The following is a 25,884-nucleotide window of genomic DNA, read 5'->3' as shown; positions in this document are numbered from 1 at the left end:
CGGCGATTTCGAACCGCCCCGGGCTCGATCGTCATTAACAGAGTGTCAACGCAATGCGAGAGAGTTCGCGAGTGCCGGCGGCAATCGCCTAGCTCGGCGGGATCTTGCATTGCATCGTGCAATGCACGCCGGTCTTCAGGAAGCTGATCTCGGTCTTGCCGTCGAACGAGCGCAGTGCCGATTGCAACAGCTTGGTGCCGAAGCCCGGCGGGCCGACGCCTTCGATCACGGGGCCTTCGGTTTCATCCCAAGTGAGATTGAGGCGGTCGTCCGACACCGACCACGACACTTGCAGCAGCCCGCGGGCCGAAGAAAACGCGCCGTACTTACCCGCATTGGTGGCCAGCTCGTGGAAGACCAGCGCCAGGCTGACCGCCAGTTTGGCCGGCAGAAACAGCGCATCGCCGTTCAAATTGAACCGGACATGGCCGTAGGGCCCGAGCTCAGAACGCAGCATATCCTTGATGTCGCAGCCGCTGCCGTCCAGCCGCGCGATCAGATCGTCGGTCGCCGACAACGCGCGGAGGCGGCGATCGATACTGCCCCAGATCTGCGGCTGGTCCTGCAGGACCTGGTGCAGCACAGCGTGGATCGTCGACGTCTTGTTCTTGAGCCGATGCTGCAACTCCTCGACCAGGAGCTTGCGATACTCCTCTTCTTGGACCAGGCGTTTCGAATCTTCCCGTTGTTGCGCGACGATCCTCCGGTAATGGTCGACGCCCCAAATGGCGAAGCCGCAAACTGCCCAGAACATCACTAGCAGCGCAAACCGAGCGGGATCGGCCGTGGCACTGCTGAAATTGACGAGGACGCCGAGCGCGCCTCCCGCGATTGCCGTCGCGATCCCGATCCGGGCGCCGCCGACGGCCGCCGCCAGGAACACGGCTGGAAAATAAGGCGTGAAGAATACGTCCGGACGAAGCTGGGCAATGCCCCACCGGGCGATCGTCGACAAGGCAAGACAGCCGGCCGCGAACACCGTGCTGGAAAGCAGGGAGGGCTGGGAGATCCCCTGCCAGCCATGCCTGAGCTCGTCGATCAATTTCTTCATCGGGGTTGTCACTTCACGTGATCAGCGCATCCAAAATATGGCCGATCATACCGAAAATCGGGGATTTCGTGGCGATGAAGGCAGCAAGGCCAGCCGAGCGCCGGGTGATCCCGATGGAACAAGCTTGCTTGCCTTGTCCGCGAGAGGCGGGAATATTGGCGTCAACGTCAACGAATTTCGACGGGGGTAACAACATGGGACGGCTGGACGGCAAGATTGCGGTGATCACCGGCGCGACCAGCGGAATCGGGTTGCACACCGCGGAGCTATTCGTCGCTGAGGGCGCAAAAATCGTCATCGCCGGGCGCCGCGTGCCGGAGGGCGAGGCGCTGGCTCAGAAGCTCGGCGCCAACTGCATCTTCCGCCAGACCGACGTCACGGTGGAAGAGCAGATGAGCGCGCTGATCGGGCTTGCGGTGGAAAATTTCGGCCGCATCGATTGCCTGTTCAATAATGCCGGCGGCCCGGCGCAGACCGGCGGTATCGAAGGCCTTGAGGTCGAGCGGTTTGATGCCGCGATGGCGACGCTGGTGCGCAGCGTGATGCTCGGCATGAAGCATGCGGCACCATACATGCGCAAGCAAGGCTCCGGCAGCATCATCAACAACGGCAGCATCGCCGGCCGCCTCGCCGGCTTTTCGTCGTCGATGGTCTATAGCGCGGCGAAGGCTGCCGTCATTCATCTCACCAAATGCGTGGCAATGGAGCTTGGCGAGGCCAACATCCGCGTCAATTCGATTTCGCCCGGCGCGATCGCGACCGGCATTTTCGGTAAAGCGCTCGGCCTGTCGGTGGAAGCTGCCGAAAAGACCTCGGCCGTGATGCGCGAGGTCTACAAGGCCGCGCAGCCGATCCCGCGCGCCGGTTTGCCCGAGGATATCGCGCACGCCGCGGTGTTTCTGGCCAGCGACGAATCCTCCTTCATCAACGGCCACGATCTGGTGGTCGACGGCGCCATGACCGGCGGCCGCAACTGGAGCCAGCAGCAGCAGGGTTACGTTGCGCTTAGGAAGGCGTTCGATCAGGGTTAGGGGTCGGGTCACGGCTACAAATTGCAAGGGGAGACGCAAATGTCTGCAACATTCCGGCTATCGCCGCCATCGGAAGGCCGCCCGTTCTATCTCGCCATCATTGCCGGGCTCGCCTGTGCCTTCGTCATCGGCAAGACGCTGCCGTCGACCATGGACGCGGTGTCGGCGATCATCGAGCCGCTCTGCGCCAACAGCGTGACCGGTTCGACGCAGGATGTCGTCGAGCCGATCAGCTCGCATGCACTGCCGAACGTGCCGGGCAAGCGCGTCACCATCGTGCGCGTGTTCTACGGCCCGGGCGGCTTTACGCCCGCGCACCAGCATGCCGGCTCCGTCACCGCCTACGTCACCAAGGGCGAGATCCGCTCGCAGCTTGCCGGCGGCCCGATCGAGACGTTTGGGGTAGGTCAGTCGTTCTTCGAGCCGCCCGGCTCAACCCATCTGGTCTCTGCCAATGCCAGCACTACGGAGCCGGCGGAGTTGATCGCGGTATTCGTGGCCGATGAAGGCGCGCAGCTCACGACGCTGGTGAAGTGAATCGCAGATTGTAGGGTGGGCAAAGCCAACGGGTCGCGCAAATGCGCGCCCGATGACAGGCTCCGCGTGCCCACCACCACGAGCGGAGTGTTCGATGGTGGGCACGCTGCGCTTTGCCCACCTTACGGTCTGAGTTCACACCGCCTTCACCACCACGCGCAGCCCGTCCCGCGGTTTCGGGATTGGCCACATCTGCCAGTCCGCCTTGTAGCCGGGCTCCAGCGACACTTCGAGATTCTGCAGGAAATGCCGCGCAAAGGTCTTCGCCTGCATGTAGGCGAAGTGCAGGCCGAGGCACATATGCGCGCCGCCGCCGAACGGCACCCAGGCGAAGCGGTGGCGGGTGCGCTGGGCCTCGTCGGAGAAACGCATCGGATCGAACTTGTCCGGCTCGGGCCATATCTCCCGCATATGGTGCGTGAACAGCGGGTTGACGCCGACCAGCGTGCCGGTGGGAATGTCGTACCCCTTAAACGAAAAGCCGCGCACCGCGCGGCGCGGCATCGACGGCACCGGCGGCTTCAGCCGCAGCGCCTCCTTGAACGCCATTTCCGATAGCGGCATCTTTTCGAGATTGTCGATGCTGGAGGGATCGTTGGCCTCGATGCCGAGGCCTTTGACTTCCTCGCGCAACTGCTGCTGCCATTCGGGATGGGCGGCAAGCTCGCCGACAAAGGAGGTCAGCGACGATGTCAGCGTGTCATGCGCCGCCATCATCAGAAAGCTCATGTGGTCGATGATGTCCTGGGTCGACAGCAGCGCGCCGTTTTCGTGTGTCGCCTGGCATAGCTGCGAGAACAGGTCATCGCCGCCGCCCCGCGCGCGGCGGATCGGAATTTGCTCGGAGAAGTAAGCAACGATCCGCTTGCGGCCCGCAACGCCGCGGCCCATCTGCGTGAACGGCAGCGGCCGCCGGATCGGCGCTACCGCAGCGGCCACCATGTCGATGAAGGCGCGGGTGATCTCGTCGACCTCAGGCCCGATATCGGCGCCGAGGAACGACGTTGCCGCCAGGTCGAGCGTGAGCTGCTTCATCGCCGGATACACCAGCATCTCGCCCGGCTGCGCCTTCCACTGCTTGATCCGCGCGGCAATGCCGCGGTCGAGATCGACGAGATAGGACTTCATCGGCCCCGACTTGAACGCGACCGAAAGCGCGCGGCGGTGCAGGCGGTGCTCTTCAAAATCCAGCAGCATCAGCCCGCGCGGAAACAACAGGCCGAGGATCGGTCCCCAGCCATGGGTGGAGGAGAACAGGCGCGCCTGATCGAACAGCACGAGCTCGTTGGCCTCGGGCCCGAGCATCGTCACGCTGGTCTCGCCGAACAGATGGGTGCGGTAGATCAGACCGTATTTGGCGGCCGACTTCTCAATCTGTCCCTTGGGGTCGGCCAGCACCGCCAGCGTGTTGCCGATGAACGGCCACCCTTCGTTACCGGGAATGTGCCGCAACGCCTTGGGGTTCGGCGGCACCGGGATATTGACGGGGGAAGCCACACTCTGCATCGACATGGCAATTGCTCCGGTTGAGCCTCGGATTGCGAGTATTATCGCCCGTGTTGGCGGCTTTGTCGCGGCCTTAAATTGTCTCCCGGTATGGCAATAGGGCAAAGCTGCCAACCCGTCATTGCGAGCGAAGCGAAGCAATCCATGTCCCCGCTTGTGGCGCTATGGATTGCTTCGCTACGCTCGCAATGACGGGAGACAGATCTCGTCGCCCCCACAAAGCCGATTACGCCTTCCGCTTCGCCGCTTCCTTCTGCAAATCGGGCGCGTTCGCCGTGGCGATCGGGACGCGGCCGGGTCCGGTCTCCGCGAGTGCAGCGGCGGCCTTCTCGTTGCCCAGGATCTTCGCCATCACGGCTTCGCCCGCCCGCTCGAACACGGCGCGGTTCTCGATCACGAACTTCTGTGACTTGCGCAGGCTGTCGATGTAGCCGTTGATTTCCGGCACTACGTAGCGTGCCACCATGTCCCAGCTGCGGCGCGTGGCTTCGATATTCGCCCAGTCATGCGCGAAGCCGATGATGCTGCCGACGCCGCCCGACAGTTTCATCACGTTCTTGATCAGGTTGACGAGGTCGTCGGGCGTTCCAATGGCGGAAGCCGCGCCGTCGACGAAAGCGGTCTGATCGACGGCCTCGTCGGGCGATTTGAATGCAGTGACGCCCGGCCGCATCAAGGTGCCGACATTATATTCATTGTGCCAGCGCATCAGCCCCTCACGCGCTTCGCGCCGCGCCTGCTCGCGCGTCTCGGCGACGTGCCAGGAGAGCAGCACGCGCCAGTTGGCGCGGCTCACACTGGTGCCGGCCTTCTTCGCCGCATCCTCGGCGAACTCCCATTGCTGCGCGAGCGACATCAGGCCCTTCGTCGACATCGAGCCGAGCGAGATGATGCCGATGCCATATTTGCCCGCGAGCGTCATGCCCGACGGCGAGATCATGGACGCCACCACGAACGGCATGTCTTCCTGCAGCGGCAGCAATTGCAGCGCCGCGTCCTGCATGGTGAACCAGTCGCTCTTGGCGGTGACGCGCTCGCCCCTGAACAGGCGGCGGATGATCGCGATCGCCTCGTCCTGGCGGTCGCGCTGCGTCATCGGATCGATGCCGAGCGTGTGTGCGTCGGAGGCCAGCGCGCCCGGACCGGAGCCGAAAATGGCGCGGCCACCGGTCATCCAGTCGAGCTGCACCATGCGCTGCGCGACATTGTAAGGGTGGTGATAGGGCAGCGAGATCACGCCGGTGCCGAGCTTGATGCGCTTGGTGCGCTCGCCGGCAGCGGCCAGAAACATTTCCGGCGAGGCGATCATTTCCCAGCCCGAGGAATGGTGCTCGCCGCACCAGAATTCGTCGAAGCCGAGCGTGTCGATCTGCTCGACAAAGTCGAGGTCGCGGCGGAATTGCAGCAACGGATGCTCGCCGATCGGATGATGCGGGGCGAGAAAGGCTCCGAATTTCAGGCGTGCCATGGGTGGTTCTCTCCGGATCTATTGTTCTTTTGGAATTGCTTGGCAGCAAACCTACGGGGTGGGCCGTAGCAAGGCAACCTCGTCAGCCCGCCGGCAGCGCATGGTTGTCGCGCGTCGTTGGCTGACTTGCCGCCGCCCGGAATTACACGCGCCTTCCCGGCTGAATTTGAGGAACGTTACCCGCCAGGTAATCGCCGGAATGATCAGGGCTTGAGATCATCGGCACAAGGACTCCCGGACAAGGCCCGTTCTCATGCATCAGATCGTCTCCAATCCCGTCGATACTTCGCGCCGCTGGCTCGTGCTCGCGACCGTCGTTGCGGCACAGTTCATGTTCGGGGTCGATGCCTTCATCGTCAATGTCGCGATCCCGACCATTGCGGCCGAGCTGCATGCGAGCGCGGCGCAGATCGAGGCGGTCATCGCGATATACCTGATCGCCTATGCCACCCTCGTCATCACCGGCGGAAGGCTCGGTGATATCTACGGCACGCGCAACGTGTTCATCGCAGGCGTCGCGGGCTTCACAATTACCTCGCTGTGGTGCGCGCTGGCGCAATCCGGTTCCGAACTGATCGCTGCGCGCTTGGCGCAGGGCGCGACCGCGGCATTGATGGTGCCGCAGGTGCTCGCCACCATTCACCTCTTGTTCGCGGACGCCTCGCGCGCCCGCGCCTTCGCAATCTACGGCATCGTGCTCGGGCTGGCCGGTGCCGCCGGCTTTCTGCTCGGCGGCGTTCTGGTGACGCTCGATCTCGCGGGCGTCGGCTGGCGCGCAGTGTTCTTCGTCAACGTGCCCTTTGGCGCTGTCATCATGGCTGCGGCTTTCAGGATCATGCCGATGGCGCCGCGCCGGGCCGGGACGCGGCTCGATATTTCAGGCGCCATCGTTTTGTTTCTCGGGCTCTTGTGCCTGATCGGTCCGCTGCTGTTCGGCCATGACCTGCACTGGTCGCTATCGGTCTGGCTGGCGATGGCGGTGGGTCTTGCCATCATCGCCGCCTTCCTGTGGCTGGAGCGTGCGGTCGCCCGCCGCGGCGGCATGCCGCTGATCGATCTCTCGTTGCTGTCGGATGCCGTGTTCATGCGCGGACTGGCGGCGGTGTTCTTTTTCTTCTTCGCCAACCTGTCGTTCTATCTCGTCATGACAATTTACATGCAGAAGGGACTGCACATTCCCCCGCTGCAGGCTGGCCTCGTCTTCCTGCCGCTGGCGCTGACCTTCGTGATCGCCTCGCGGCATAGTGGAATACGGGCCAAACATCGCGGCACGCTGGTATTGATCGAGGGCTGCGCGGTGCAGATTGCAGGCCTTGCGGCCCTGGCGGCAGCGGTCGAATGGATCGAGGCGCCGTCCGCGATCGGCCTTGCGCTGATGCTGACGATTTTCGGTTATGGCCAGGGACTCGTGATGGCGCCGTTGTCGAGCGCCGTGCTGTCGACCGTGAAGCCGGCAAGCGCCGGTGCGGGCTCCGGCATGTACGGCACGACGGCGCAAATCGCCAACGCGGCCGGCGTGGCCGCAATCGGCGCGGCCTTCTTCGCGATCGAATCCGCCTACTCGGCGCGGCCGGCGCTGCTCGTCGCGTGCGCGCTGTTTGCGTTGTCGATCATCGCCTGCGCCGCATTCCTGTCATGGATGCGTCGGATCACGGGATGACAAATTAACGTCAGTTGCCAAAATTTGATTGTGGGCAATGATAGTGCACGGTCTTTTTAGTTTGCAGTGCAGCAACTATCTGTTCTGGGTAGCGTTCATAGGAACGACTCGCCCCAGGAGCTGCAATTGTCTCTCGCCAAGAACGTCGAATTCCTGCGCCATTTGCCGAAGCTGAACGGCTTCAATGGCTTGGGAATCTATGGCCGAAGCACGTTGCCCGGGGCCGGCAGTCCGCTCGCCGAAATCAGCGGATTCGGCACCAATCCAGGCGCGCTCAAAATGTTCGGGTTCGTGCCGGAGCCATTGCTGTCCCCGCGCGCCCTTGTCGTCGTGCTGCATGGCTGCGGCCAGACCGCGGCCGGTTACGATTTCGGCACCGGCTGGTCGACGCTCGCCAAACGCTACGGGTTTGCGTTGCTGATGCCCGAGCAGCAGGCGTCGAACAACGCCAACAGCTGCTTCAACTGGTTCAATCCGGGCGACATCGCGCGCGGCCGCGGCGAGGCCGCTTCGATCCGTCAGATGGTCGCGCGGATGGTCGCTGATCACAAACTCGATTCGCGCCGCATCTTCATCACGGGGCTTTCCGCCGGCGGCGCGATGACCTCGGTGATGCTGGCGACCTATCCGGACGTGTTTGCGGGCGGTGCCATCATCGCCGGTCTGCCCTACGGTATCGCCAGCAATGTCCGCGAAGCGCTCGGCGGCATGATGCAATCGACGTCACGTCCCGCCGGCAAGCTCGGCGATCTCGTGCGCAAGGCCTCCAAGCACAGGGGACCATGGCCGAAAGTGTCGGTGTGGCACGGCAGCGCCGATCGCACCGTCAACCCGGGCAACGCCAATGAGATCGTCAAGCAGTGGCTCGACGTCCACAGCCTGCCGGCGGCGCCGATGTCGACGGGAGACGTCGACGGCCATCCGCGCGAAGTCTGGTGGAATGAAGACGGCGAGACCGTCGTAGAGTCCTATACCATCACCGATATGGCCCACGGTACGCCGCTGGGACTCGCCGGCAATGACGAGCGCTACGGCGCGGAAGGCGCATTCCTGATCGAGGCGGGAATTTCCTCGTCGTATCACATCGCAAATTTTTTCGGCCTGACCGAGCGCGTCAGTCCGGCCAGCGAAGCGGCCAGGCCGGCGCAGGCGCCGAAGATCGTTCCGTCGGCTGCTACGGAGTCCCTGCAGTCGTCCGATATCGCCGCCGGACTCTGGTCGAGGACCCACAAGCCGGTTCGCGAACACAAGCCGGCGCCGCGCGAACCGAAGCGTCGCGGCATCGATGTCGGCAGCGTCATCACCCGCGCGCTGACGGCCGCAGGCCTGATGAAGTAGCCGGACATCACAGCTTCAGCCGGACAATTTCAGCTCACATCTCGTCGGTAAGGAACGGATTGGTCAGCCGCTCCTGGCCGAGGCTGGAGCCGGCGCCATGGCCGCAGATGAAGCCGACGTCGTCGCCGAGCGGCAACAGCTTTTCCTTGATCGAATTGATCAGCGTGGCGTGGCCGCCGCCGGGCAGGTCGGTGCGCCCGATCGATCCGTTGAACAGCACGTCGCCGACATGGGCGAAGCGCAATTCCTTGTTGAAGAACACGACGCTGCCGGGTGAGTGGCCGGGGCAGTGCAGGATGTCGAAGGCAAGCTCGCCGATCGAGACAGAATCGCCTTCGTCGAGCCAGCGGTCGGGCGCGAAATTGCGCACCCCGGTGATGCCGAAGCGCTCGCCGCTCGACACGACGTTGTCGAGCAGGAATTTGTCGGCGATATGGGGACCCTCGATCTTGACCTGCAGCGCGTCACGCAAATCGGCGGCGCCGCCGACATGATCGATATGGCCGTGCGTCAGCCAGATCTTCTCAACCGTGACGCCGGTCTGCTTGATCGCCTCCAGAATTTTGGGAACGTCCCCGCCGGGATCGATCACCACGGCCTTCTTGGAAGGCTCGTGCCAGATGATGGTGCAGTTCTGCTCGAACAGCGTCACCGGCACGATCATCGCGCCGGCCTTCGCTTGGTTCTCGGCCTGGGTATCGGTTCTGTTTTCCATCCAGGGAACATATTCATCCCCGGAAGGTCGTCAACACGGGGTTTGCAATCATCTTGCATCCGGCGTGTGATCCACACGGCTCCGTGATAGGGTTGCGCGTTGTTTGACGGGTTGGCGTGCGACGTCTTGTATCGCCTTCGCCGGCCAGTTTCGGAGTTCATCGGGGTTCGGCAGTTGGGATTTCCATGAGCCAGGATTCTGCATCGAATAAGGCTTCTACATCGTCGCTGGTCGGGCCTCGCACCACGGCTCGCGCCTTCTTTGTCAGCGATCGCCTGAACACGTCGGGCCTTGAGCGCGGCGATGTCCTTGCCACCACACCGCTTGCGTTTCGCGTCAATGAGAATGGCGTCGCGATTCTCTTCCGCTATGGCGTGGTGGTCCTGATCGGACTGAACGCGCTGGAAGAAGAGGAATTCCTTCGCGGCCTTGACATGCGCATGACGGGCAAGTTTGCGCGGCGTGACGAGGAAATCGCAATCGTCGAGCTGGCCCCGGAAAGGGAGGACCAGATTCCACCGGGCGGGCCGATCTGTCTGCAAAGCCTTTCGCCCGAGCGGCTGATCCTGATCGGCGAGGCGCTGGCGAAGAGCGTTGTTCTGGCTCGGCATGAACGCGAGGTTGCCAGCGTATTTGACACGACCGAACCGTTCGCGCGGGAGCTGGCGCTGAGCGGGCGTATGCGCGGCAGCCGTCGCTCGATCCTGAAAAATATCGGTAGCGCGCTTCTGGTGCGGCATCGGGTTTCGGGGCCGGTCGAGGTGGCGGAGAAACCCGACGTGCTTTGGGACAAGCCGCATTTGGAGCGACTGTATGCCCGGCTGGAGGACGAATACGAGCTCAATGAGCGTGCGGAATCGCTGAACCACAAGCTCGCCGTAATTGCAGAGAGTGCGCAGGTGTTGACCGATATCATCGACACGCGTCGCTCGCTGCGGCTCGAAGTGATTATCGTGCTCCTGATCCTGTTCGAAGTTCTGGTGACGATCTACCAGCTCGCCATGGGCCGGCACCCCTGAGCTTGTCGTCCCGGCCAAGCGAGCGCTGAGTCGGGACCCCATATGTGAACAGCCCGAAATCGGCTATGGTTCGAGCATCATGGAATCACCCGCCCGCCACATCAGCCTCGTGCCTCCGCCCGACCGTCGTCAGTCGGAGACGGCGCTGGCAATCGCGCGCGGCACCGCGCGGCTGCTACGGTCGCTGGGCTTTTCGTGCGTCAGCGAATTGCCGTTACCGTCGGGCCGGCGTGCCGATCTGGTGGCGCTGAACGAGAAGGGCGAGATCTGGATCGTCGAGATCAAGTCGTCGGTGGAAGATCTGCGCGCCGACCAGAAATGGCAGGACTACCGGATGCATTGCGACCGGCTGTTCTTCGCCTTCACGCAGGATTTGCCGTGCGAGATCTTTCCTGAAGATACCGGCCTGATCATCGCCGACGCCTATGGCGCCTATCTGCATTGCGAAGCGCCCGAGCATCGCCTGCCGGCCGCAACGCGCAAATCGATGACGGTGCGTTTTGCCATGGCCGCAGCCCAGCGGATCAACCGGCTGGTAGATCCGCAGGGGCATGGGGAGTTTTAATTCGGGGAGTTTCGGTGGTCGACCCTCATCCTGAGGAGCGCGGAACGCGCGTCTCGAAGGATGAGGTCACCAGCCGGGCCTGCATGGTTCGAGACGCCGCTGTCGCGGCTCCTCACCGTGAGGTGAGGGAATCTCCCCCTAACGTTTGGCTCGGTCTTCCCAGTCGACCCACTCTACGTCATGGACTTCCAGGTAGCCGGAAACGGCCGCGCCGACGGTTGGGAAAAAGCAATTCTCGCCAAGCTGCGCCAATAGTCCGAATTTCTTCAGCTTGTCCTTTACGGGATCCTTGAGTTCGGCAAAACAAAGCTCGATACCCTGTGCGTGCAACGTCTCGTCCAATACGGCGAGCGTATCGCCGGCGGTGACGTCAACGCTGGTGACCGGCTCCGCCGCAACGACCAGCCAACGGACGGGCGTCGGGGACTTCGCAACCGCGTCCAGAGCGCGCTCCTTGAAAAATTCAGCGTTGGCGAAGAACAGAGGCGCATCCCAGCGAAACAGAACCAGCCCCGGGATCTGGCGTGCATCCGTATATCTCGTGATGTCGTGATAACCTTTGACGCCGTCGGCACGCCCCAATACAGCGGAGTGCGGGCGCCAGGCGTCCCATAGAAATTCGGCAATGGCGATAGCGATTGCCAGACCTATTCCCGGAATCACTCCGAGCGCGACAACGCCGGCAAAGCAGACGATCGATAGCCAGAACTCCCACGGCTGAATGCGGAAGATCCGTTTGAGATCGGTGACCTCAATCAAGCTGATCGCAGCGGCGATGACGACAGCGGCCAACGCAGCGTTAGGCAAATACTGAAGGAGATTGGGTGCCGCCAGCAGAAGGAAAGCGATGGCAAGCGCGCCAACGACGCAGGTCAGTTGAGTGTGGGCGCCGGCGGCTTCTGCAACAGGCGTACGCGAACTGCTGCTGCTGATCGGAAAACCTTGAAAAAGACCGGTTGCCAGATTGGCGGCGCCGAGCGCCACCATCTCCTGGTTGGGATCGACATGAACGCCCAATCGTGTGGCATAGGCCCGCGAAAGCACGCTGGTATCTGCAAAAGATACCATGGCGATCGCGCAACCGCCGATCAGCACCGGGACTATATCGCCGGGACCGATCCAGGGAACGGCGAAACCTGGCAGACCCTGCGCAAGGGGACCCAGAACCGCCACGCCGTAACGCGTCGTAAGGTCAAGCGCAGCGACAGCGGCGGTTGCCCCGACGACTGCAATCAGAATGCCCGGCAGCCGCTTGTATTTCTGGAGCAGCAGGATAACCGTCAACGTGCCGAGCCCGATCCCGAAGGCCACCCAGTTGGTCTTTCCTTCAAGGAAGGCACCGGCGATCGCCCACAAGCTCCGCAAGGATCCTTCGCTCTCGATCGAGAAGCCGAACAGCTTTGGTAGCTGGCTGATCAATGCGGTCAATGCAATTCCGTTCATGTAGCCGTAGCGTATCGGCTTGGAGAGCAGCTCGGTCACAAAGCCCAGGCGCGCGATGCCTGCCAGAATGAGTACCGCCCCGGAAACGATGGCCATCATGCCGGCCAAGGTTGCCGCGCGGACCGGATCCCCGCCAGACAACGGAGCGACAACGCCAAGGATGATAGCTACAAGAGCTGAGTCCGGTCCCAGCACGAGGATGCGGCTTGGGCCGAACAATGCGTAGGCAAAGAGCGGAATGATGGTTGCGTACAGACCGTAGATGCCGGGCAAGCCCGACGCCTCCGCGTAGGCAATGCCAACCGGGATCAGCATGGCCGACAGCGCGAGCCCGGCGAGGATATCGTGCCTCAGCCACCCCGCTTCATATCGAAGGAGGGTGTCGAGACCTGGCAGCCAGCGCATCCAATGCTTCATTGCCGGTCACGGCGAGTTTTGACGAAGGTGCTGTAGGGTGGACAAAGGCGCGTTCGCGCCGTGCCCACCATCTATCCATATTGTTGTAGTGAATGGTGGGCACGCGGAGCCTGTCATCGGGCGCGCATTCGCGCGACCCGGTGGCTTTGCCCACCCTATGATTCCGTGAAATCACCGCGGCGCGCGCTTGGCGAGAATCCGCTGCAGGGTGCGGCGGTGCATGTTCAGGCGCCGCGCGGTTTCGGAGACGTTGCGGTTGCACATTTCATAGATGCGCTGGATGTGTTCCCAGCGCACCCGATCCGCCGACATCGGATTGGACGGCAGCTCGGATTTCTCGGTGCCGCTGGCAAGCAGCGCCGCGACTACGTCGTCGGCGTCAGCAGGCTTCGAGAGGTAGTCCACCGCGCCCATCTTCACCGCCGTGACGGCGGTTGCGATGTTGCCGTAGCCGGTCAGCACGATGGTGCGCGCGTCGGGGCGCTTGCGCTTGAGCGCCGACACCACATCGAGCCCGTTGCCGTCGCCGAGCCGCAGGTCCACGACCGCAAAGGCCGGTGCTGACTTGTTGATCTGCGCCAGCCCGTCGGACACGGTGTCACAGGATGTCACCGCGAAACCGCGGGTTTCCATCGCTCGCGACAGGCGCTCGAGAAACGGCTTGTCGTCCTCGACGATCAGCAGCGAGCGGTCGGCGAGATCGTTCAGTTCGGCGATGTCGTTCAAGGCTAGGTATCCCCGGTTGCGGATGCGGAGCACTTATAGAGCATATGGCGCGGTAATTTTGCACTGCCAAGGGTCCCAGCGTCGAGCAGCTCCGGTTTCCTCAATCCTTAACGCCTTTTAATCCACTGGCCCGGCAGCACTTTCTGCGGCCTCGAAGCGGACGCGCGGCCACGCGATCTGCACCACGGCGCCGTGATCGGGAAAGGTCCGGTTGGAGAACGAAACTTTCGCGCCGGTGCGTTCCAGCAGCGTTCGGGCAATGAACACGCCAAGGCCGAGGCCAGTGCGTTCGCGGTGGGTTTCATCGGCGCTGCGACGCCTTGATAAATAGGGCTCGCCGATCCGTTTCAGCATGTCGGGCGCTATGCCGGGGCCGTCATCGGAGATGACGATTTCAACCGTGTCCGCGTTCCACCAGGCGTTAACCTCCACCGTCGTCCGCGCGAAATCGACGGCGTTCTCCAGGATGTTGCCGACGCCATACAGAATCGCCGGGTTCCGGGCGCCGACAGGCTCCCGGGTGGCTGCGACAGCAAGCCGCACCCTGATCGTGACGCCAAAATCGCGGTGCGGCGCCACGACTTCCTCGATCAGCGTAGACAGCGGCATAAGATCGAACGGCGCCCCGGACGAGGAAAGCTGGGTGATCTTGGCGAGGATGTCGCGGCAGCGCTGCGCCTGCTCGCGCAGGGTCTTCAGATCGGAGGCCAACTGGTCGTTGCCCTCGGCGGTCTTTTCCAGCTCCCGCGAAATCAGGAAGATCGTCGACAGCGGCGTGCCGAGTTCATGCGCGGCAGCGGCAGCCAGCCCGTCGAGCTGAGTCAGATGCTGCTCGCGCGTCAGCACCAGCTCGGTTGCGGCCAGCGCGTCGGAAAGTTTGCGCGCCTCCTCGGTCGCCTGGAACGCATAGAGACTGGTGACGCCGATCGCGAGCACGATCGAGAGCCAGACGCCGAACAGATAGATTGGCGGCAGCACCAGCGGGTCTTCGCTGTCCCAGGGGAGCGGCAGATGGAAGAACACCAGCACCGAGGAGCAGGCGACCGCCAACAGCCCGAGGCCAACCGTCATCCGGATTGGCAGCACCGTTGCCGAAATCAGGACGGGGCCGAGGAACAGAAATGAAAACGGGTTCTGCAAGCCCCCGGTCAGGAACAGCAGCGCGGCCAATTCGATGATGTTGAGCGCGAGCAGCGCCGCCGCGTAGACCGGTTCCAACCGTTGCATCGGGTTGAAGGCCACCTGCAGCGCAAGATTGAGCAGCGCTGAGATGCCGACGACGGCCACGCAGGCAACAACGGGAAAGTCGAACTCCAGCCCATGCGCCACGATGAAGATCGCGGTGAGCTGGCCGAGCGCCGCCAGCCAGCGCAGCCGGAGGATCGTGTCGAGACGGACATAGCGATGCGGATGGCGGAAATCGGAGGCTGCGACGTCGGACATTGCCGGAGTTTAACGGTCGCAGCGCGCGATCACAAATTTGCTGGATTTCGTGTGGTTCAGGCCCGCCCGCCGCCCAGGAGTGCAAAGCCTTGCGCTATTAGCCGCAATGGCTCAATGAACGGGCCGTAATGGCCGATAGCGGGACAGTACCAGCGCAATCGCCCGCGGCCGGGCCGCAAGGTCCCGCCGCGATCGAGGTTGCGCATCTGATAAAGCTCTACAAGACCACCCGCGCGGTTGACGATATCTCGTTCCGAATCGCGCGCGGCAGCGTCACCGGGCTGCTCGGCGGCAATGGCGCCGGCAAGACCACGACCATTGCCATGATCATGGGGCTCGTGCTTCCGACCTCGGGCCGCGTCCAGGTGCTGGGACATGCGATGCCGGAGCAGAGCGCCGAGGTGCTCGGGCGGATGAATTTCGAGAGCCCGTATGTCGACATGCCAATGCGGCTCACGGTGCGGCAGAACCTCACCATCTTCGGCCGGCTCTATGCGGTGGAGAATCTCGCCGAGCGCATCGAGCAGCTCGCCTCCGACCTCGACCTGAAAGATTTTCTCGATCGCGCCAATGGCAAGCTATCGGCCGGGCAGAAGACCCGCGTCGCGCTGGCGAAGGCGCTGATCAACCAGCCGGAGCTGCTGCTGCTCGACGAGCCGACGGCCTCGCTCGATCCGGATACCGCCGATTGGGTGCGGCAGCATTTGCAGGCCTATCGCAGGACCCATGACGCCACCATCCTGCTGGCCTCGCACAACATGCTGGAAGTGGAGCGGCTGTGCGACCGCGTCATCATCATGAAGCGCGGCCGCATCGAGGATGACGACAGCCCCGACCAGATCATGGCGCGCTACAACCGCACCACCCTGGAAGACGTGTTCCTCGACGTCGCGCGTGGCCGGGTGGCGGAGACCGCGCCATGAGCGCTACCGCCACCCATCACGGGATTTCCGCGCACCGCATCCAGGCGATGGTGCTGCGCTACTGGTATCTCCTGATGTCGTCGTGGCCGCGGCTGTTGGAGCTGATCTACTGGCCGGCGCTGCAGATCATCACCTGGGGCTTTCTGCAGAACTACATCGCGCAGAACGACAATTTCTTCGCGCGCGCCGGCGGCACGCTGATCGGCGCTGTCATCCTGTGGGACATCCTGTTCCGCGGGCAGCTTGGCTTTTCGATCTCGTTTCTCGAGGAGATGTGGGCGCGCAACCTCGGCAACCTCATGATGAGCCCGCTGAAGCCGATCGAGTTTCTGATCTCGCTGATGATCATGAGCCTGATCCGGCTCGCGATCGGCGTCATTCCGATGACGCTGCTGGCGCTGTTCTTCTTCGATTTCAATTTCTTCGCGATCGGCCTACCGCTGATCGCGTTCTTCTGCAATCTGATCTTCACGAGCTGGTCGATTGGGATCTTTGTCTCCGGCCTGGTGTTGCGCAACGGGCTGGGCGCCGAGAGCATCGTCTGGACGATGATGTTCGGCCTGATGCCGCTTGCCTGCGTCTACTATCCGGTCGCGGTGCTGCCGGCCTGGCTGCAATGGATCGCGTGGATGCTGCCGCCGACCTATGTGTTCGAGGGCATGCGTACGCTCCTGATCGATCACGTGCTCAGGATCGACCTGATGGTCTGGTCACTTGCCATCAACGCGGTGCTGTTTACCGCTTCCTTTGCGATCTTCCTCGCTCTTTTGCGCAGTGCCAAACATCACGGATCTTTGCTCGGGGGTGGCGAATAAGTCACAGTTTCCCGTGGTTTTCCGGGGTTTCTACGCCTTTTGTCGCGTGGACAGGCCCGTTCGGCGCATTGACGCATTATTTTGCATTCTGCACTATGCTGCGGCGCAAACAGAAGGTCAGAAATAAAATGCCGATTGGTGAGTTTGGCGGCGCACCGCCGCTGGTGGCCGAAGGCAGTCCGGCGCTCACGACGCCGATGTACTGGATGTACGAATTGGGCCACGCGTCGCTCAATCCGGCACGTGCGGTGACCGACGCCACCAAGATCCTGTTTCAAAACCCGCTGAATCCGTGGTCGCACAGCCAGTTCGGCAAATCGATCGCGGCGGCCTGCGAATTGTTCGAGCGCACCACGCGCCGCTACGGCAAGCCCGAATGGGGGCTCGACTTCACCGAGGTTAACGGCATCCATACGCCGGTCGAGGTCCGCTCGATCTGGGAAAAGCCGTTCTGCCGTTTGCTGCACTTCGATCGCAAGCTGACCCGGCCGCTGCGCGCGCCCCATCCGCGCGTCCTGATCGTGGCGCCGATGTCCGGCCACTACGCGACGCTGCTGCGCGGCACCGTCGAAGCGTTCCTGCCGACGCATGAAGTCTACATCACCGACTGGTCCGACGCGCGCATGGTTCCCCTCACCGAGGGCCGCTTCGATCTCGATGACTACGTCGATTACGTCATCGAGATGCTGCAGGTACTCGGCGGCAACATGCACGTGATCGCAGTGTGCCAGCCTTCGGTGCCGGTGGTGGCGGCGGTGTCCATGATGGAAGCCGCGCGCGATCCCTTTGTGCCGCTGTCGATGACCTTGATGGGCGGCCCGATTGATACCCGCCGCAATCCTACTTCCGTGAACAATCTCGCCGAACAGCGTGGCATCGAATGGTTCCGTAACCATGTCATCACCAAAGTGCCGTTCCCGCATCCCGGCGTGATGCGCGACGTCTATCCGGGCTTTTTGCAGCTCTCGGGTTTCATCAGCATGAACCTCGACCGCCACACTGACGCACACAAGGCGCTGTTCAACAATCTGGTGAAGGGCGACGGCGACATGGTCGACAAGCACCGCGAGTTCTATGACGAGTACCTCGCGGTCATGGACCTGACGGCGGAGTATTACCTGCAGACCGTCGATCTCGTGTTCGTCAAGCACGCGTTGCCTAAGGGCGAGATGACTCATCGTGGCAAGCCGGTCGATCCGTCAAAGATCCGGCGCGTGGCGCTGATGACGGTGGAAGGCGAGAACGACGACATCTCCGGGCTCGGCCAGACCGAAGCGACGCACGCTTTGTGCCCCCTTATTCCCGATCATCGCCGTGTGCATTACGTCCAAAAGGGCGTCGGACATTACGGCGTGTTCAACGGATCGCGATTCCGTTCCGAAATCGTGCCGCGCATCTCCGATTTCATGATGTCGGCGACGAATACCAATGAGTCAGCGGCTAAGATCAAGCCAACATTGGTCCGTGCGGCCGAATAGTGCGCCGGCGGCACCGATTCCGGGTCGCCGATAAGTTGCTGAGAAGATTCAAACAATCCGAATTCCGGTCGAATCAAGAGGTGAGTTCAGATTCACTTCTTGAGCCCGGTTTTGACGTCCGGTTCCAGCCGAAATTTTGAGTTCCAGGCCCATCCCCTAGGGGCGATTCGTCGCCCAACCCCTGTATATTGGGCAAATGATTTGTTTTTGCGCCGAGCAATTTAGATACGATTTCCCTGGCGGCGGATATGGCAGAATCCGGGCGAACTCCTACTCCCCGGACTCCAAGAAATGGCTACTCGCGCCCTCCTTTATCGGCGGCCCGCCGAACCCGCGACTCTTTTGGTCAAACACTGCTCGCAAGTCTTTGCGATAAGGCTGCGCCGACACCGGCGGGCGCGGCGTTACACCTTACGCATTCACCCAACCGATCGCGAAGCTATCCTGACGATGCCGCCGCGTGGCACGCTCGCGGAAGCCAAGGACTTTGCGCAGCTTCACGGCGGCTGGATCGCCGCCCGTCTCGGACGTTTGCCGAAGGCTGCGCCCTTTCAACCCGGCACGATCGTACCGTTGCGCGGCGTGCCGCATCGCCTGGTGCATCGCGCCGGCGAACGCGGCACGGTGTGGGCCGAAACCCGCGACAGCGGCGAGAAGATTTTATGCGTGGCCGGCGGCTACGATCACATGGACCGGCGCGTCCACGACTTCCTCAAGCGCGAAGCGCGCAAGGATCTGCACAAGGCATCGCTCGCGTATGCGGCGGAACTCGGCGTGCGGGTCAGGCGCGTGTCGATCCGCGACCAGTCGAGCCGCTGGGGTTCGTGCACCTCGGCCGGGTCGTTGTCGTATTCCTGGCGATTGATCCTCGCACCGCCCTATGTGCTCGACTATCTCGCCGCCCATGAGGTCGCGCATCTCGTCGAGATGAACCATTCAGCGAGGTTCTGGAGGGTTGTCGACCGCATCTGCATTCATGTCGAACGCGCCAAGCGCTGGCTCGACACCCACGGCAACGATTTGCATCGTTACGGGGTAGAGGATTAGGTTTTCCCGTCGCCCCTGCGAACGCAGGGGCCCATAACCACCGACGTCCGTTGTTGCGACGACAACTGGCCCCATCGCTTGACCGATAAGCCGCGGCGTATGGGTCCCTGCGTTCGCAGGGACGACGGGGGCTACCTTCCAAACAGCCGGTCCACCAGCCAGCCATCGAGTCCTGCCGCGGCTTCCGGGCGCGCATTTGGATTGGGTGGCGGTGTGGAGGTTCGTGCGGGCGCAGGCCGATATCCGCCGCCTGATGGGACCGGCGCCGACGGCGGCGGCTGTGCACTGACCTGCGATGCGGTCTGGAACATGTTCGACAGAAATCCGCCGCGCTGCGCGTTCGGCAGGCTCGCCACCGGCACGCCCTGATGGGCCGTGCGCATGAAGCGGGTCCATACTTCCACCGGCAGGCCGCCGCCGGTCGCCTTCTTGGTCGGCGAGTTGTCGTCATTGCCGAGCCAGACGCCGGTGACGAGGTTGGCGGTGTAGCCGATGAACCAGGCGTCACGGAAATCCTGGCTGGTGCCGGTCTTGCCGGCGGCCATCCAGCCCGGAATCTCTGCTTTCCGCGCGGTGCCCGAGAGCAGCGTCTCCTGCATCATCGTGTTCATCATCGCGACATGGCGCGGCTCGATCACCTGGCCGAGCGGATCGGCCTTCCGCCTGTACAGCACCTTGCCTTCGTTGGTGCGAATCTTCGTCACCACATGCGGGGAGACGCCGAGCCCGCCATTGGCAAACGGCGCATAGGCGCCCACCAGCTCAACGACCGAGACTTCCGAGGTGCCGAGTGCAATCGAGGGATTGGCCTCGAGTTTTGATGAAATCCCGAGCCGGTGTGCGGTCCGCACCACGTTCTTCGGGCCCACTTCCAGGCCGAGCCGCACCGCGACCGTATTGAGCGACATTGCCAGCGCCTGCGTCAGCGTCACCGAGCCGAAATATTCATGCGTATAGTTCTCCGGCCGCCAGCCTTTCAGGTCGAGCGGCGCGTCCTGTCGGATCGTTTCCGGCGAAAGCCCGCCCTCGATCGCGGTCAGGTAGATGAACGGCTTGAACGCCGAGCCGGGCTGGCGTTTGGCGGTGACTGCGCGGTTATACTGGCTCTCGGCGTAGTTCCGCCCCCCCACCATGGCGCGCACCGCGCCATCGGGCGTCATCGCCACCAACGCGCCTTGCGTGACATGGAACTTCACGCTCTTGGCCGCCAGCTCGTCGATGATCGCAGCTTCCGCCACGCTCTGCAGCTTCGGATCGATCGTGGTCTCGACCACGATGCTCTGGTCGATCTGGCCGACGAGATCGTCGAGCACTTCGCCGATCCAGTCGGCGACGTAGTTGATGGTGCCGGCGCCGGCCGGCTTCACGTTGTAGGAGGGATGGCCGATCGAGGCCTTGGCCTGGGCGTCGCTGATGAACTTGGCTTCCGCCATCGCCGCGAGCACGATTCCGGCGCGTGCTTCCGCGCCTTCGGGGTTGCGGTTCGGCGCCAGTCGCGACGGCGACTTGACGAGGCCGGCTAGCATTGCGGCCTCCGCGACCGTGACGTTCTTCGCCGACTTGCCGAAATAACGCTGCGCCGCCGCCTCGACGCCATAGGCGCCGGAGCCGAAATAGACGCGGTTCAGGTAAAGCTCGAGAATTTGGTTCTTGGAATGCTTGCGCTCCAGCCAGAGCGCGAGCTCCACTTCCTGCAGCTTGCGGGCGATCGTCCGTTCCTGGGTCAGGAACAGGTTCTTCGCGAGCTGCTGCGTCAGCGTCGAGCCGCCCTGCGAAACGCCGCGATGCAGGATGTTGGCGACCGCCGCGCGTGCAATGCCCACGGGATCGATGCCGTAATGCGAATAGAAGCGGCGGTCCTCGATGGCGATGAACGCCTTCGGCAGATAGGGCGGCAGATCCTTTAGCGCGACATTGGCGCCCGGCGCTTCGCCGCGCGAGGCCAGCACGCTGCCGTCGATGCCGACAATCTGAATGGTCGGCGGGCGCTTTGGAATTTCCAGCGACTGGATTGCCGGCAGATGCGCGCCGACCCAGACCACGACGCCGATGATCGCAATCGCCGCCCACAGGCCAAGCACCGCGCCCCAATAAACGAGACGACCAAACCTGAAGCGGCGTTTCGAGCGCCGCTTCGCGCCGCTTTTGGCGCCACGGGGCTTGCGCTCGCGCGGCGGCTCGTCCTCGTCGTCTTCGTGCTTGCGCTTCGGCACTGGCTTTTTCGGTTCGTCGTCGTCGGTGGCAGCCGGAATGCGATCCTCGGGCGAGAGACGCAGCTCCGCGAGCGCTGCCGGAAGCCCAAACAGCGGCTCCTTGCGTCCGCCGCTCTTTTTCCGTCCCCACGCCATGCCAAACGCCGTTCACACCCGTCCAGCCACACGCTAACGGTCGCTGTTTAAGGGTCGGTTACCGAAAGGTTAATGCGGGATTAGGAGGTGCGGCGGGGCCGTATTAGGGTTGGCGCAAACGAGCGTTCTTAAGGAGAAAACGGCATGGGTTACATCGATCCGACCAAGGAAGTGTTCGCGCAATTCAGGGCCAATGACCGGCCGGGTCCGATCCACATGCTCAACCTGGTCCGGCTGCGCGCCGAGGCCGCCTATCCCGACGGCCGCAAGGCGACCGGCGCGGAAGCCTATGCCGCCTATGGGCGCGAAAGCGGCCCGGTGTTCGAACGGCTCGGCGGACGAATCGTGTGGCAGGGCAGGTTCGAGCTGATGCTGATCGGGCCGCAGCAGGAACGCTGGGACCATTGCTTCATCGCCGAATACCCTGATGTCGCGGCGTTTGTGGAAATGATTCGCGATCCCGTCTACCGCGAGGCGGTAAAGCACCGCCAGGCCGCGGTCGAGGATTCCCGCCTGATCCGCCATGCCGTGCTGCCGGCCGGCAAGACGTTCGGGGAGATTCCGAAGTAATCTCGCACTAAAACCCTCATGGTGAGGAGGCGCGTAGCGCCGTCTCGAACCATGTGGCCCCGCTGGTGCCATTCATCCTTCGAGACGCGCGTTCCGCGCTCCTCAGGATGAGGTCTGGCAGTCATCGCCGGGCCAAGCCCGGCAATGACGACATGAAAAAAATCGGCGGTCCCGAAGGACCGCCGATCGCTCTTTCCGCCGATCGTTTCGATTGGTTCGCCGCGACTAACCCGCCGGGCCGGCGTCCTCGAGGATCGGGCCGAACATCTCCCAACGCTCGCCGTTGAACTTCATCATCTGGAGCTGCTTGTTGACGCGGTAGTCGGTCGGCGTCGTGTTGACGGAGATGCCCGGCAGCAGCAGGTCGAGCTGAACGTTCTTCAGGTTGGTCGCCTGCTTCAGCACGTTCTCGCGGGTCAGGTTGTCGCCGCACGCCTTGAGCACATGGATCAGCAGTTGCGAGGTCATGTAGCCATAGGAGTTGAAGCTCGAATCCTTGTCGCCCTCCGGATAGTACTTCGCCATGAACTCGAAATACTTCTTCATGCCGGCGTCGTCCTTCCAGGTCGGATCGAGCGGATCCTTGCCGTAGTTGACGCTGATCACACCCTTGGAAGCTTCGAGGCCTGCCGGCTTCATCACCGCGCCGACCGAGGTGGCGTTGATGTCGAGGATGTGCACCGGCTTCCAGTTGAGCTCGGCGATCTTCTTGATCGCCTGCGCCGCCTGCTTCGGCGTCGTCGCCGAGAAGAACAGGTCCGCGCCGGCGTCCTTGATCTTGAGGATCTGGGAATCGATGGTCGGATCGGAGACTTCGTAGGAAGCTTCCGCCACGATCATCTTCGCCGCCTTGTCGCCGAGGCCGGCCTTGATGCCGTTCAAATAGTCCTTGCCGAGGTCATCATTCTGGTAGAGCACGCCGATCTTGGCGTTCGGATGTTCCTTCAGGATGTACTGGCCGTAGATGCGTCCCTCGACGAAATAGTTGGGGTTGAAGCCCATCGTCCACGGAAAATTCTTCGGATCGGTGAATTTCGACGCGCCGGTGGCGGCGAACAGTTGCGGCACCTTCTTCGAATTGAGGTACTTCTGCACGGCTGCGTTCGAGGGCGTTCCGAGAACCTGGAAGGTCAGCAGCACCTCATCGCTCTCTACCAGCTTGCGCACCTGCTCGACCGCCTTGGGCGGTGAGTATGCGTCGTCATACTGAATCAGATTGATCTTGCGGCCGTTCACGCCGCCCTGATCGTTGATCATCTTGATGTAGGCCGCCTGGGTCTTGCCGATCGTGGCATAGGAGGAGGCCGGTCCCGAGAATGGATTGGTCTGGCCGATCTTGATCTCGGTGTCGGTCGCGCCCGTATCGTATTTCTTTTGCGCCGACGCCGTCGAGACCGACAGCGCTAAAGCTAGCGCCGTGCCGGTGGCCAGATGGAAAATACCCTTCCTCATAATGCTGCATTCCTCGTGTGTTTTATGATTTGGCGCTGACCGTGCCGCCGGCCGGTCGGCCGCGGATGTCGTCGCTGCCACAATAGTGGCGGAAGCCATGTTGCAATGCAAGGCATCGGAAATCCGAATAATTTCGGGATCGAGTTCCGTCTGCTCAAAAAGAATCCACTACATGTACCGGCCGAAAAATGATGCACGCGCCGCGCGCCTTGAAACAAAAGCCGCCGGCATCGCGGTGACGCCGGCGGCTCGTGTCTTGAATCGTATCTTGGATCGGGGCAGCGCGCTAACCGCTCGGTCCGGTATCCTCGATGATCGGGCCGAACAGCTCCCAGCGCTCGCCGTTGAACTTCATCATCTGCATTTGCTTGTTGATGCGATAGTCGGTCGGCGAGGTGTTGGTGACCATGCCGGGCAGCGACAGGCTGCCGGTGACGTTCTTCAGATTGGCCGCCTGCTTCATAATGTTTTCGCGGGTGAGGTTGTCGCCGCATTGCTGCAGGATCTTCACCAGCAATTCCGCCGTCGCATAACCGTACGTGTTGACGGTGTTGAGCTTGTCGCCCTCGGGGTAATATTTGTCCATGAAGGCGAAATAGGCTTGGATGCCGGGATCGTCTTTCCACTGCGGATCGCCCGGATCCTTGCCGTAGTTGGTCGAGATGATGTCCTTGGAGATGTCGAGGCCCGCCGGCTTCAGCGTGGCCGAGACCGGGCTCGCATTGATGTCGAGGATATGGACCGGCTTCCAGCCGAGGTCGGCGACCTTCTTGATCGCCTGCGCCGCAAACTTCGGCGTCGAGGCGTCGTAGAGCAGGTCGGCGCCGGCGGCTTTCAATTTGACGATCTGCGAGTCGATGGTCGGATCGGTCAGTTCGTAGGAGACTTCGGCGACGATCATTGACGCGGCCTTGGAGCCGAGCCCTTCTTTCAGGCCCGTGACGTAGTCGCGACCGAGATCGTCGTTCTGGTAGAGGATGCCGATCTTGGCGTTGGGATGATTTTGCAGAATGTATTTGGCGTAGATGCGTCCTTCCGACTGGTAATTGGGATTGTATCCCATGGTCCAGGGAAAGTTCTTTGGATCGGTGAATTTCGAGGCGCCGGTCGCGGCGAGGAGCTGCGGCACTTTTTTGGCGTTGAGATATTTCTGCACGGCGGCGTTCGAGGGCGTGCCGATGATCTGGAAGGTGAACAGAACCTCGTCGCTCTCGACCAGCTTGCGCACCTGCTCGACGGCTTTCGGCGGCGAGTAGGCGTCGTCATACTGGATCAGGTTGATCTTGCGGCCGTTGATGCCGCCTTTTTCGTTGATCATCCTGAAATAGGCGGCCTGCGTCTTGCCGATGCCGGCATAGGCGGAGGCCGGTCCCGAGAACGGAACGGTCTGGCCGATCTTGATCTCGGTATCGCTCGCGCCGGTATCGTATTTCTTCTGCGCGTTGGCGGGTGACACCAGCGCGATCGCGACCGCCGTGCCTGCGATCAGATGAAGAACGCCACTTCTCATATAGCTCCTCCCTTCCCTTGATCTCGACCGATGATCCTGTTCCGGTCATCCGTTCGGAAGGCCGGACGTCATCGTTGGGAGCGAGTGTGGCGGAACGGTTTTGCCAATGCAAGGTAGTGGGGGGAGGGCCCTTACGCAGCCAGAGCAGCATCAAGGCGAGCGCCACGAGCGCCGCCTGCACGCACCCAGCCGGCAGCGGAATTCGGGTGGACGCTAGTAGGTTGCTGGTGAAAGGTGCGGGTCGCTTGCCGATATCCTTGTAGGGAATGATGATGCCGGAGAACTTCAACCTCGAGCGCCTGCCAACGCCGATCGGCACGGCGCTATTGGTCACCGATGCGGACGGCCTGCTCCGCGCGCTGGACTGGGAAGACTATGAGCCGCGCATGAAGCAATTGCTGCGCCTGCATTATGGCGCGGTGAATTTGAACAACGGGCGGGCGCCGCGTGATTTGCGCGCCGCCTTGACCGGCTATTTCAAGGGCGACCTCGACCGCCTCGCAGCGATCGAATGGCGCGTCGCCGGCACGCCGTTCCAGCAGAAGGTCTGGAACGCGCTGCCGAAGATCGCGGCAGGGACGACGATGAGCTATGGCGCGCTCGCCGCAAAACTTCGGATGCCGCGCGCCGTTCGCGCCGTCGGCCATGCCAACGGTTCGAATCCGATCAGCGTGGTCCTGCCCTGCCACCGCCTGATCGGCGCCAATGGTTCGCTGGTGAAATACGGCGGCGGGCTGGAGCGCAAGCGCTGGCTGCTCAAGCACGAGGGCGTGGAAATTGCGTACTCGGGAACAGGAGAGGCGGATCGGCCGGGCGCGTTGC

At 62.7% G+C, this 25,884-nt stretch carries 20 protein-coding genes and 2 pseudogenes; 12 read left to right on the top strand and 10 right to left on the bottom strand.

What is annotated here, in order from left to right:
• Positions 1 to 88 precede the first annotated feature (88 nt).
• On the bottom strand, positions 89 to 1,051 hold the full coding sequence (locus tag YUO_RS0113565; RefSeq protein ID WP_028347757.1) for a sensor histidine kinase: 963 nt from the start codon (positions 1,049 to 1,051) through the stop codon (positions 89 to 91).
• A gap of 194 nt (positions 1,052 to 1,245) precedes the next feature.
• Here YUO_RS0113565 and YUO_RS0113555 point away from each other — a divergent pair, with 194 nt between their 5' ends.
• Both YUO_RS0113555 and YUO_RS0113550 read left to right on the top strand, forming a co-directional pair.
• A complete protein-coding gene (locus YUO_RS0113555) occupies positions 1,246 to 2,082 on the top strand; it encodes an SDR family NAD(P)-dependent oxidoreductase (protein WP_028347755.1) in 837 nt (278 codons plus the stop codon).
• A gap of 39 nt (positions 2,083 to 2,121) precedes the next feature.
• On the top strand, positions 2,122 to 2,619 hold the full coding sequence (locus YUO_RS0113550; protein WP_028347754.1) for a cupin domain-containing protein: 498 nt from the start codon (positions 2,122 to 2,124) through the stop codon (positions 2,617 to 2,619).
• Between the two features lie 135 nt (positions 2,620 to 2,754).
• Here YUO_RS0113550 and YUO_RS0113545 read toward each other — a convergent pair whose 3' ends face one another.
• Both YUO_RS0113545 and YUO_RS0113540 read right to left on the bottom strand, forming a co-directional pair.
• Positions 2,755 to 4,131 (bottom strand): cytochrome P450, encoded by a 1,377-nt coding sequence (locus YUO_RS0113545; protein WP_028347753.1) that lies wholly within the window; start codon positions 4,129 to 4,131, stop codon positions 2,755 to 2,757.
• Positions 4,132 to 4,351: 220 nt separating this feature from the next.
• A complete protein-coding gene (locus YUO_RS0113540; RefSeq protein WP_028347752.1) occupies positions 4,352 to 5,593 on the bottom strand; it encodes an LLM class flavin-dependent oxidoreductase in 1,242 nt (413 codons plus the stop codon).
• Between the two features lie 253 nt (positions 5,594 to 5,846).
• Between YUO_RS0113540 and YUO_RS0113535 the strand changes: the two genes are divergently transcribed.
• Entirely contained in the window at positions 5,847 to 7,253 is a 1,407-nt protein-coding gene (locus tag YUO_RS0113535) for an MFS transporter (protein WP_028347751.1), read from the top strand.
• A gap of 126 nt (positions 7,254 to 7,379) precedes the next feature.
• Entirely contained in the window at positions 7,380 to 8,591 is a 1,212-nt protein-coding gene (locus YUO_RS0113530; RefSeq protein WP_028347750.1) for an extracellular catalytic domain type 1 short-chain-length polyhydroxyalkanoate depolymerase, read from the top strand.
• Positions 8,592 to 8,625: 34 nt separating this feature from the next.
• Here YUO_RS0113530 and YUO_RS0113525 read toward each other — a convergent pair whose 3' ends face one another.
• Positions 8,626 to 9,306 (bottom strand): MBL fold metallo-hydrolase, encoded by a 681-nt coding sequence (locus tag YUO_RS0113525; RefSeq protein ID WP_028347749.1) that lies wholly within the window; start codon positions 9,304 to 9,306, stop codon positions 8,626 to 8,628.
• Positions 9,307 to 9,491: 185 nt separating this feature from the next.
• Here YUO_RS0113525 and YUO_RS0113520 point away from each other — a divergent pair, with 185 nt between their 5' ends.
• Both YUO_RS0113520 and YUO_RS0113515 read left to right on the top strand, forming a co-directional pair.
• Positions 9,492 to 10,325 carry an RMD1 family protein gene (locus tag YUO_RS0113520; protein WP_051379422.1) on the top strand — a complete coding sequence of 278 codons (834 nt, stop codon included), beginning with the start codon at positions 9,492 to 9,494 and terminating at the stop codon, positions 10,323 to 10,325.
• Positions 10,326 to 10,404: 79 nt separating this feature from the next.
• Positions 10,405 to 10,890 (top strand): MmcB family DNA repair protein, encoded by a 486-nt coding sequence (locus YUO_RS0113515; protein WP_028347747.1) that lies wholly within the window; start codon positions 10,405 to 10,407, stop codon positions 10,888 to 10,890.
• 138 nt (positions 10,891 to 11,028) lie between these two features.
• Here YUO_RS0113515 and YUO_RS0113510 read toward each other — a convergent pair whose 3' ends face one another.
• The 3 genes from YUO_RS0113510 to YUO_RS0113500 form a co-directional block, all read right to left on the bottom strand.
• Entirely contained in the window at positions 11,029 to 12,750 is a 1,722-nt protein-coding gene (locus YUO_RS0113510) for a SulP family inorganic anion transporter (RefSeq protein ID WP_028347746.1), read from the bottom strand.
• Between the two features lie 171 nt (positions 12,751 to 12,921).
• Positions 12,922 to 13,476 (bottom strand): ActR/PrrA/RegA family redox response regulator transcription factor, encoded by a 555-nt coding sequence (locus YUO_RS0113505; RefSeq protein ID WP_028347745.1) that lies wholly within the window; start codon positions 13,474 to 13,476, stop codon positions 12,922 to 12,924.
• A 117-nt stretch (positions 13,477 to 13,593) separates the two neighbouring features.
• Positions 13,594 to 14,919 carry an ActS/PrrB/RegB family redox-sensitive histidine kinase gene (locus tag YUO_RS0113500; RefSeq protein ID WP_028347744.1) on the bottom strand — a complete coding sequence of 442 codons (1,326 nt, stop codon included), beginning with the start codon at positions 14,917 to 14,919 and terminating at the stop codon, positions 13,594 to 13,596.
• A gap of 128 nt (positions 14,920 to 15,047) precedes the next feature.
• Here YUO_RS0113500 and YUO_RS0113495 point away from each other — a divergent pair, with 128 nt between their 5' ends.
• From YUO_RS0113495 to YUO_RS0113480, 4 genes and pseudogenes are all read left to right on the top strand, one after another.
• The gene (locus YUO_RS0113495) at positions 15,048 to 15,842 is read left to right on the top strand and encodes an ABC transporter ATP-binding protein (RefSeq protein ID WP_028347743.1); all 795 of its coding nucleotides are present in this window, start codon (positions 15,048 to 15,050) and stop codon (positions 15,840 to 15,842) included.
• Complete coding sequence (locus tag YUO_RS0113490) at positions 15,839 to 16,657, top strand: ABC transporter permease (protein WP_028347742.1); 819 nt, start codon at positions 15,839 to 15,841, stop codon at positions 16,655 to 16,657. Before YUO_RS0113495 ends, YUO_RS0113490 begins: the two co-directional genes overlap by 4 nt.
• 128 nt (positions 16,658 to 16,785) lie before the next feature.
• Positions 16,786 to 18,135, top strand: a complete 1,350-nt coding sequence (locus tag YUO_RS0113485; RefSeq protein ID WP_028347741.1) for a polyhydroxyalkanoate depolymerase — start codon at positions 16,786 to 16,788, stop codon at positions 18,133 to 18,135.
• Positions 18,136 to 18,331: 196 nt separating this feature from the next.
• A pseudogene (locus tag YUO_RS0113480) lies at positions 18,332 to 19,182 on the top strand (M48 family metallopeptidase).
• Between the two features lie 131 nt (positions 19,183 to 19,313).
• Here the strand turns inward: YUO_RS0113480 and YUO_RS0113475 are convergent.
• Positions 19,314 to 21,530, bottom strand: a complete 2,217-nt coding sequence (locus YUO_RS0113475; RefSeq protein WP_028347739.1) for a penicillin-binding protein 1A — start codon at positions 21,528 to 21,530, stop codon at positions 19,314 to 19,316.
• 144 nt (positions 21,531 to 21,674) lie between these two features.
• Here YUO_RS0113475 and YUO_RS0113470 point away from each other — a divergent pair, with 144 nt between their 5' ends.
• Positions 21,675 to 22,100, top strand: a complete 426-nt coding sequence (locus YUO_RS0113470) for a DUF1330 domain-containing protein (protein WP_028347738.1) — start codon at positions 21,675 to 21,677, stop codon at positions 22,098 to 22,100.
• 225 nt (positions 22,101 to 22,325) lie between these two features.
• On the opposite strand, the gene YUO_RS0113465 is transcribed toward YUO_RS0113470, so the two are convergent.
• Complete coding sequence (locus YUO_RS0113465; protein WP_028347737.1) at positions 22,326 to 23,552, bottom strand: ABC transporter substrate-binding protein; 1,227 nt, start codon at positions 23,550 to 23,552, stop codon at positions 22,326 to 22,328.
• A gap of 286 nt (positions 23,553 to 23,838) precedes the next feature.
• A complete protein-coding gene (locus tag YUO_RS0113460; RefSeq protein ID WP_028347736.1) occupies positions 23,839 to 25,062 on the bottom strand; it encodes an ABC transporter substrate-binding protein in 1,224 nt (407 codons plus the stop codon).
• A gap of 266 nt (positions 25,063 to 25,328) precedes the next feature.
• Between YUO_RS0113460 and YUO_RS40650 the strand changes: the two are divergent.
• Positions 25,329 to 25,841: pseudogene (locus tag YUO_RS40650) on the top strand (methylated-DNA--[protein]-cysteine S-methyltransferase); the annotation flags it as partial.
• Between the last annotated feature and the right edge of the window lie 43 nt (positions 25,842 to 25,884).

Origin of the sequence: Bradyrhizobium murdochi, assembly GCF_000472965.1 — a bacterium.
In the GTDB taxonomy this organism is placed as follows: Bacteria; Pseudomonadota; Alphaproteobacteria; order Rhizobiales; family Xanthobacteraceae; genus Bradyrhizobium; species Bradyrhizobium murdochi.
This window is presented reverse-complemented; position numbering and strand designations above follow the sequence as displayed.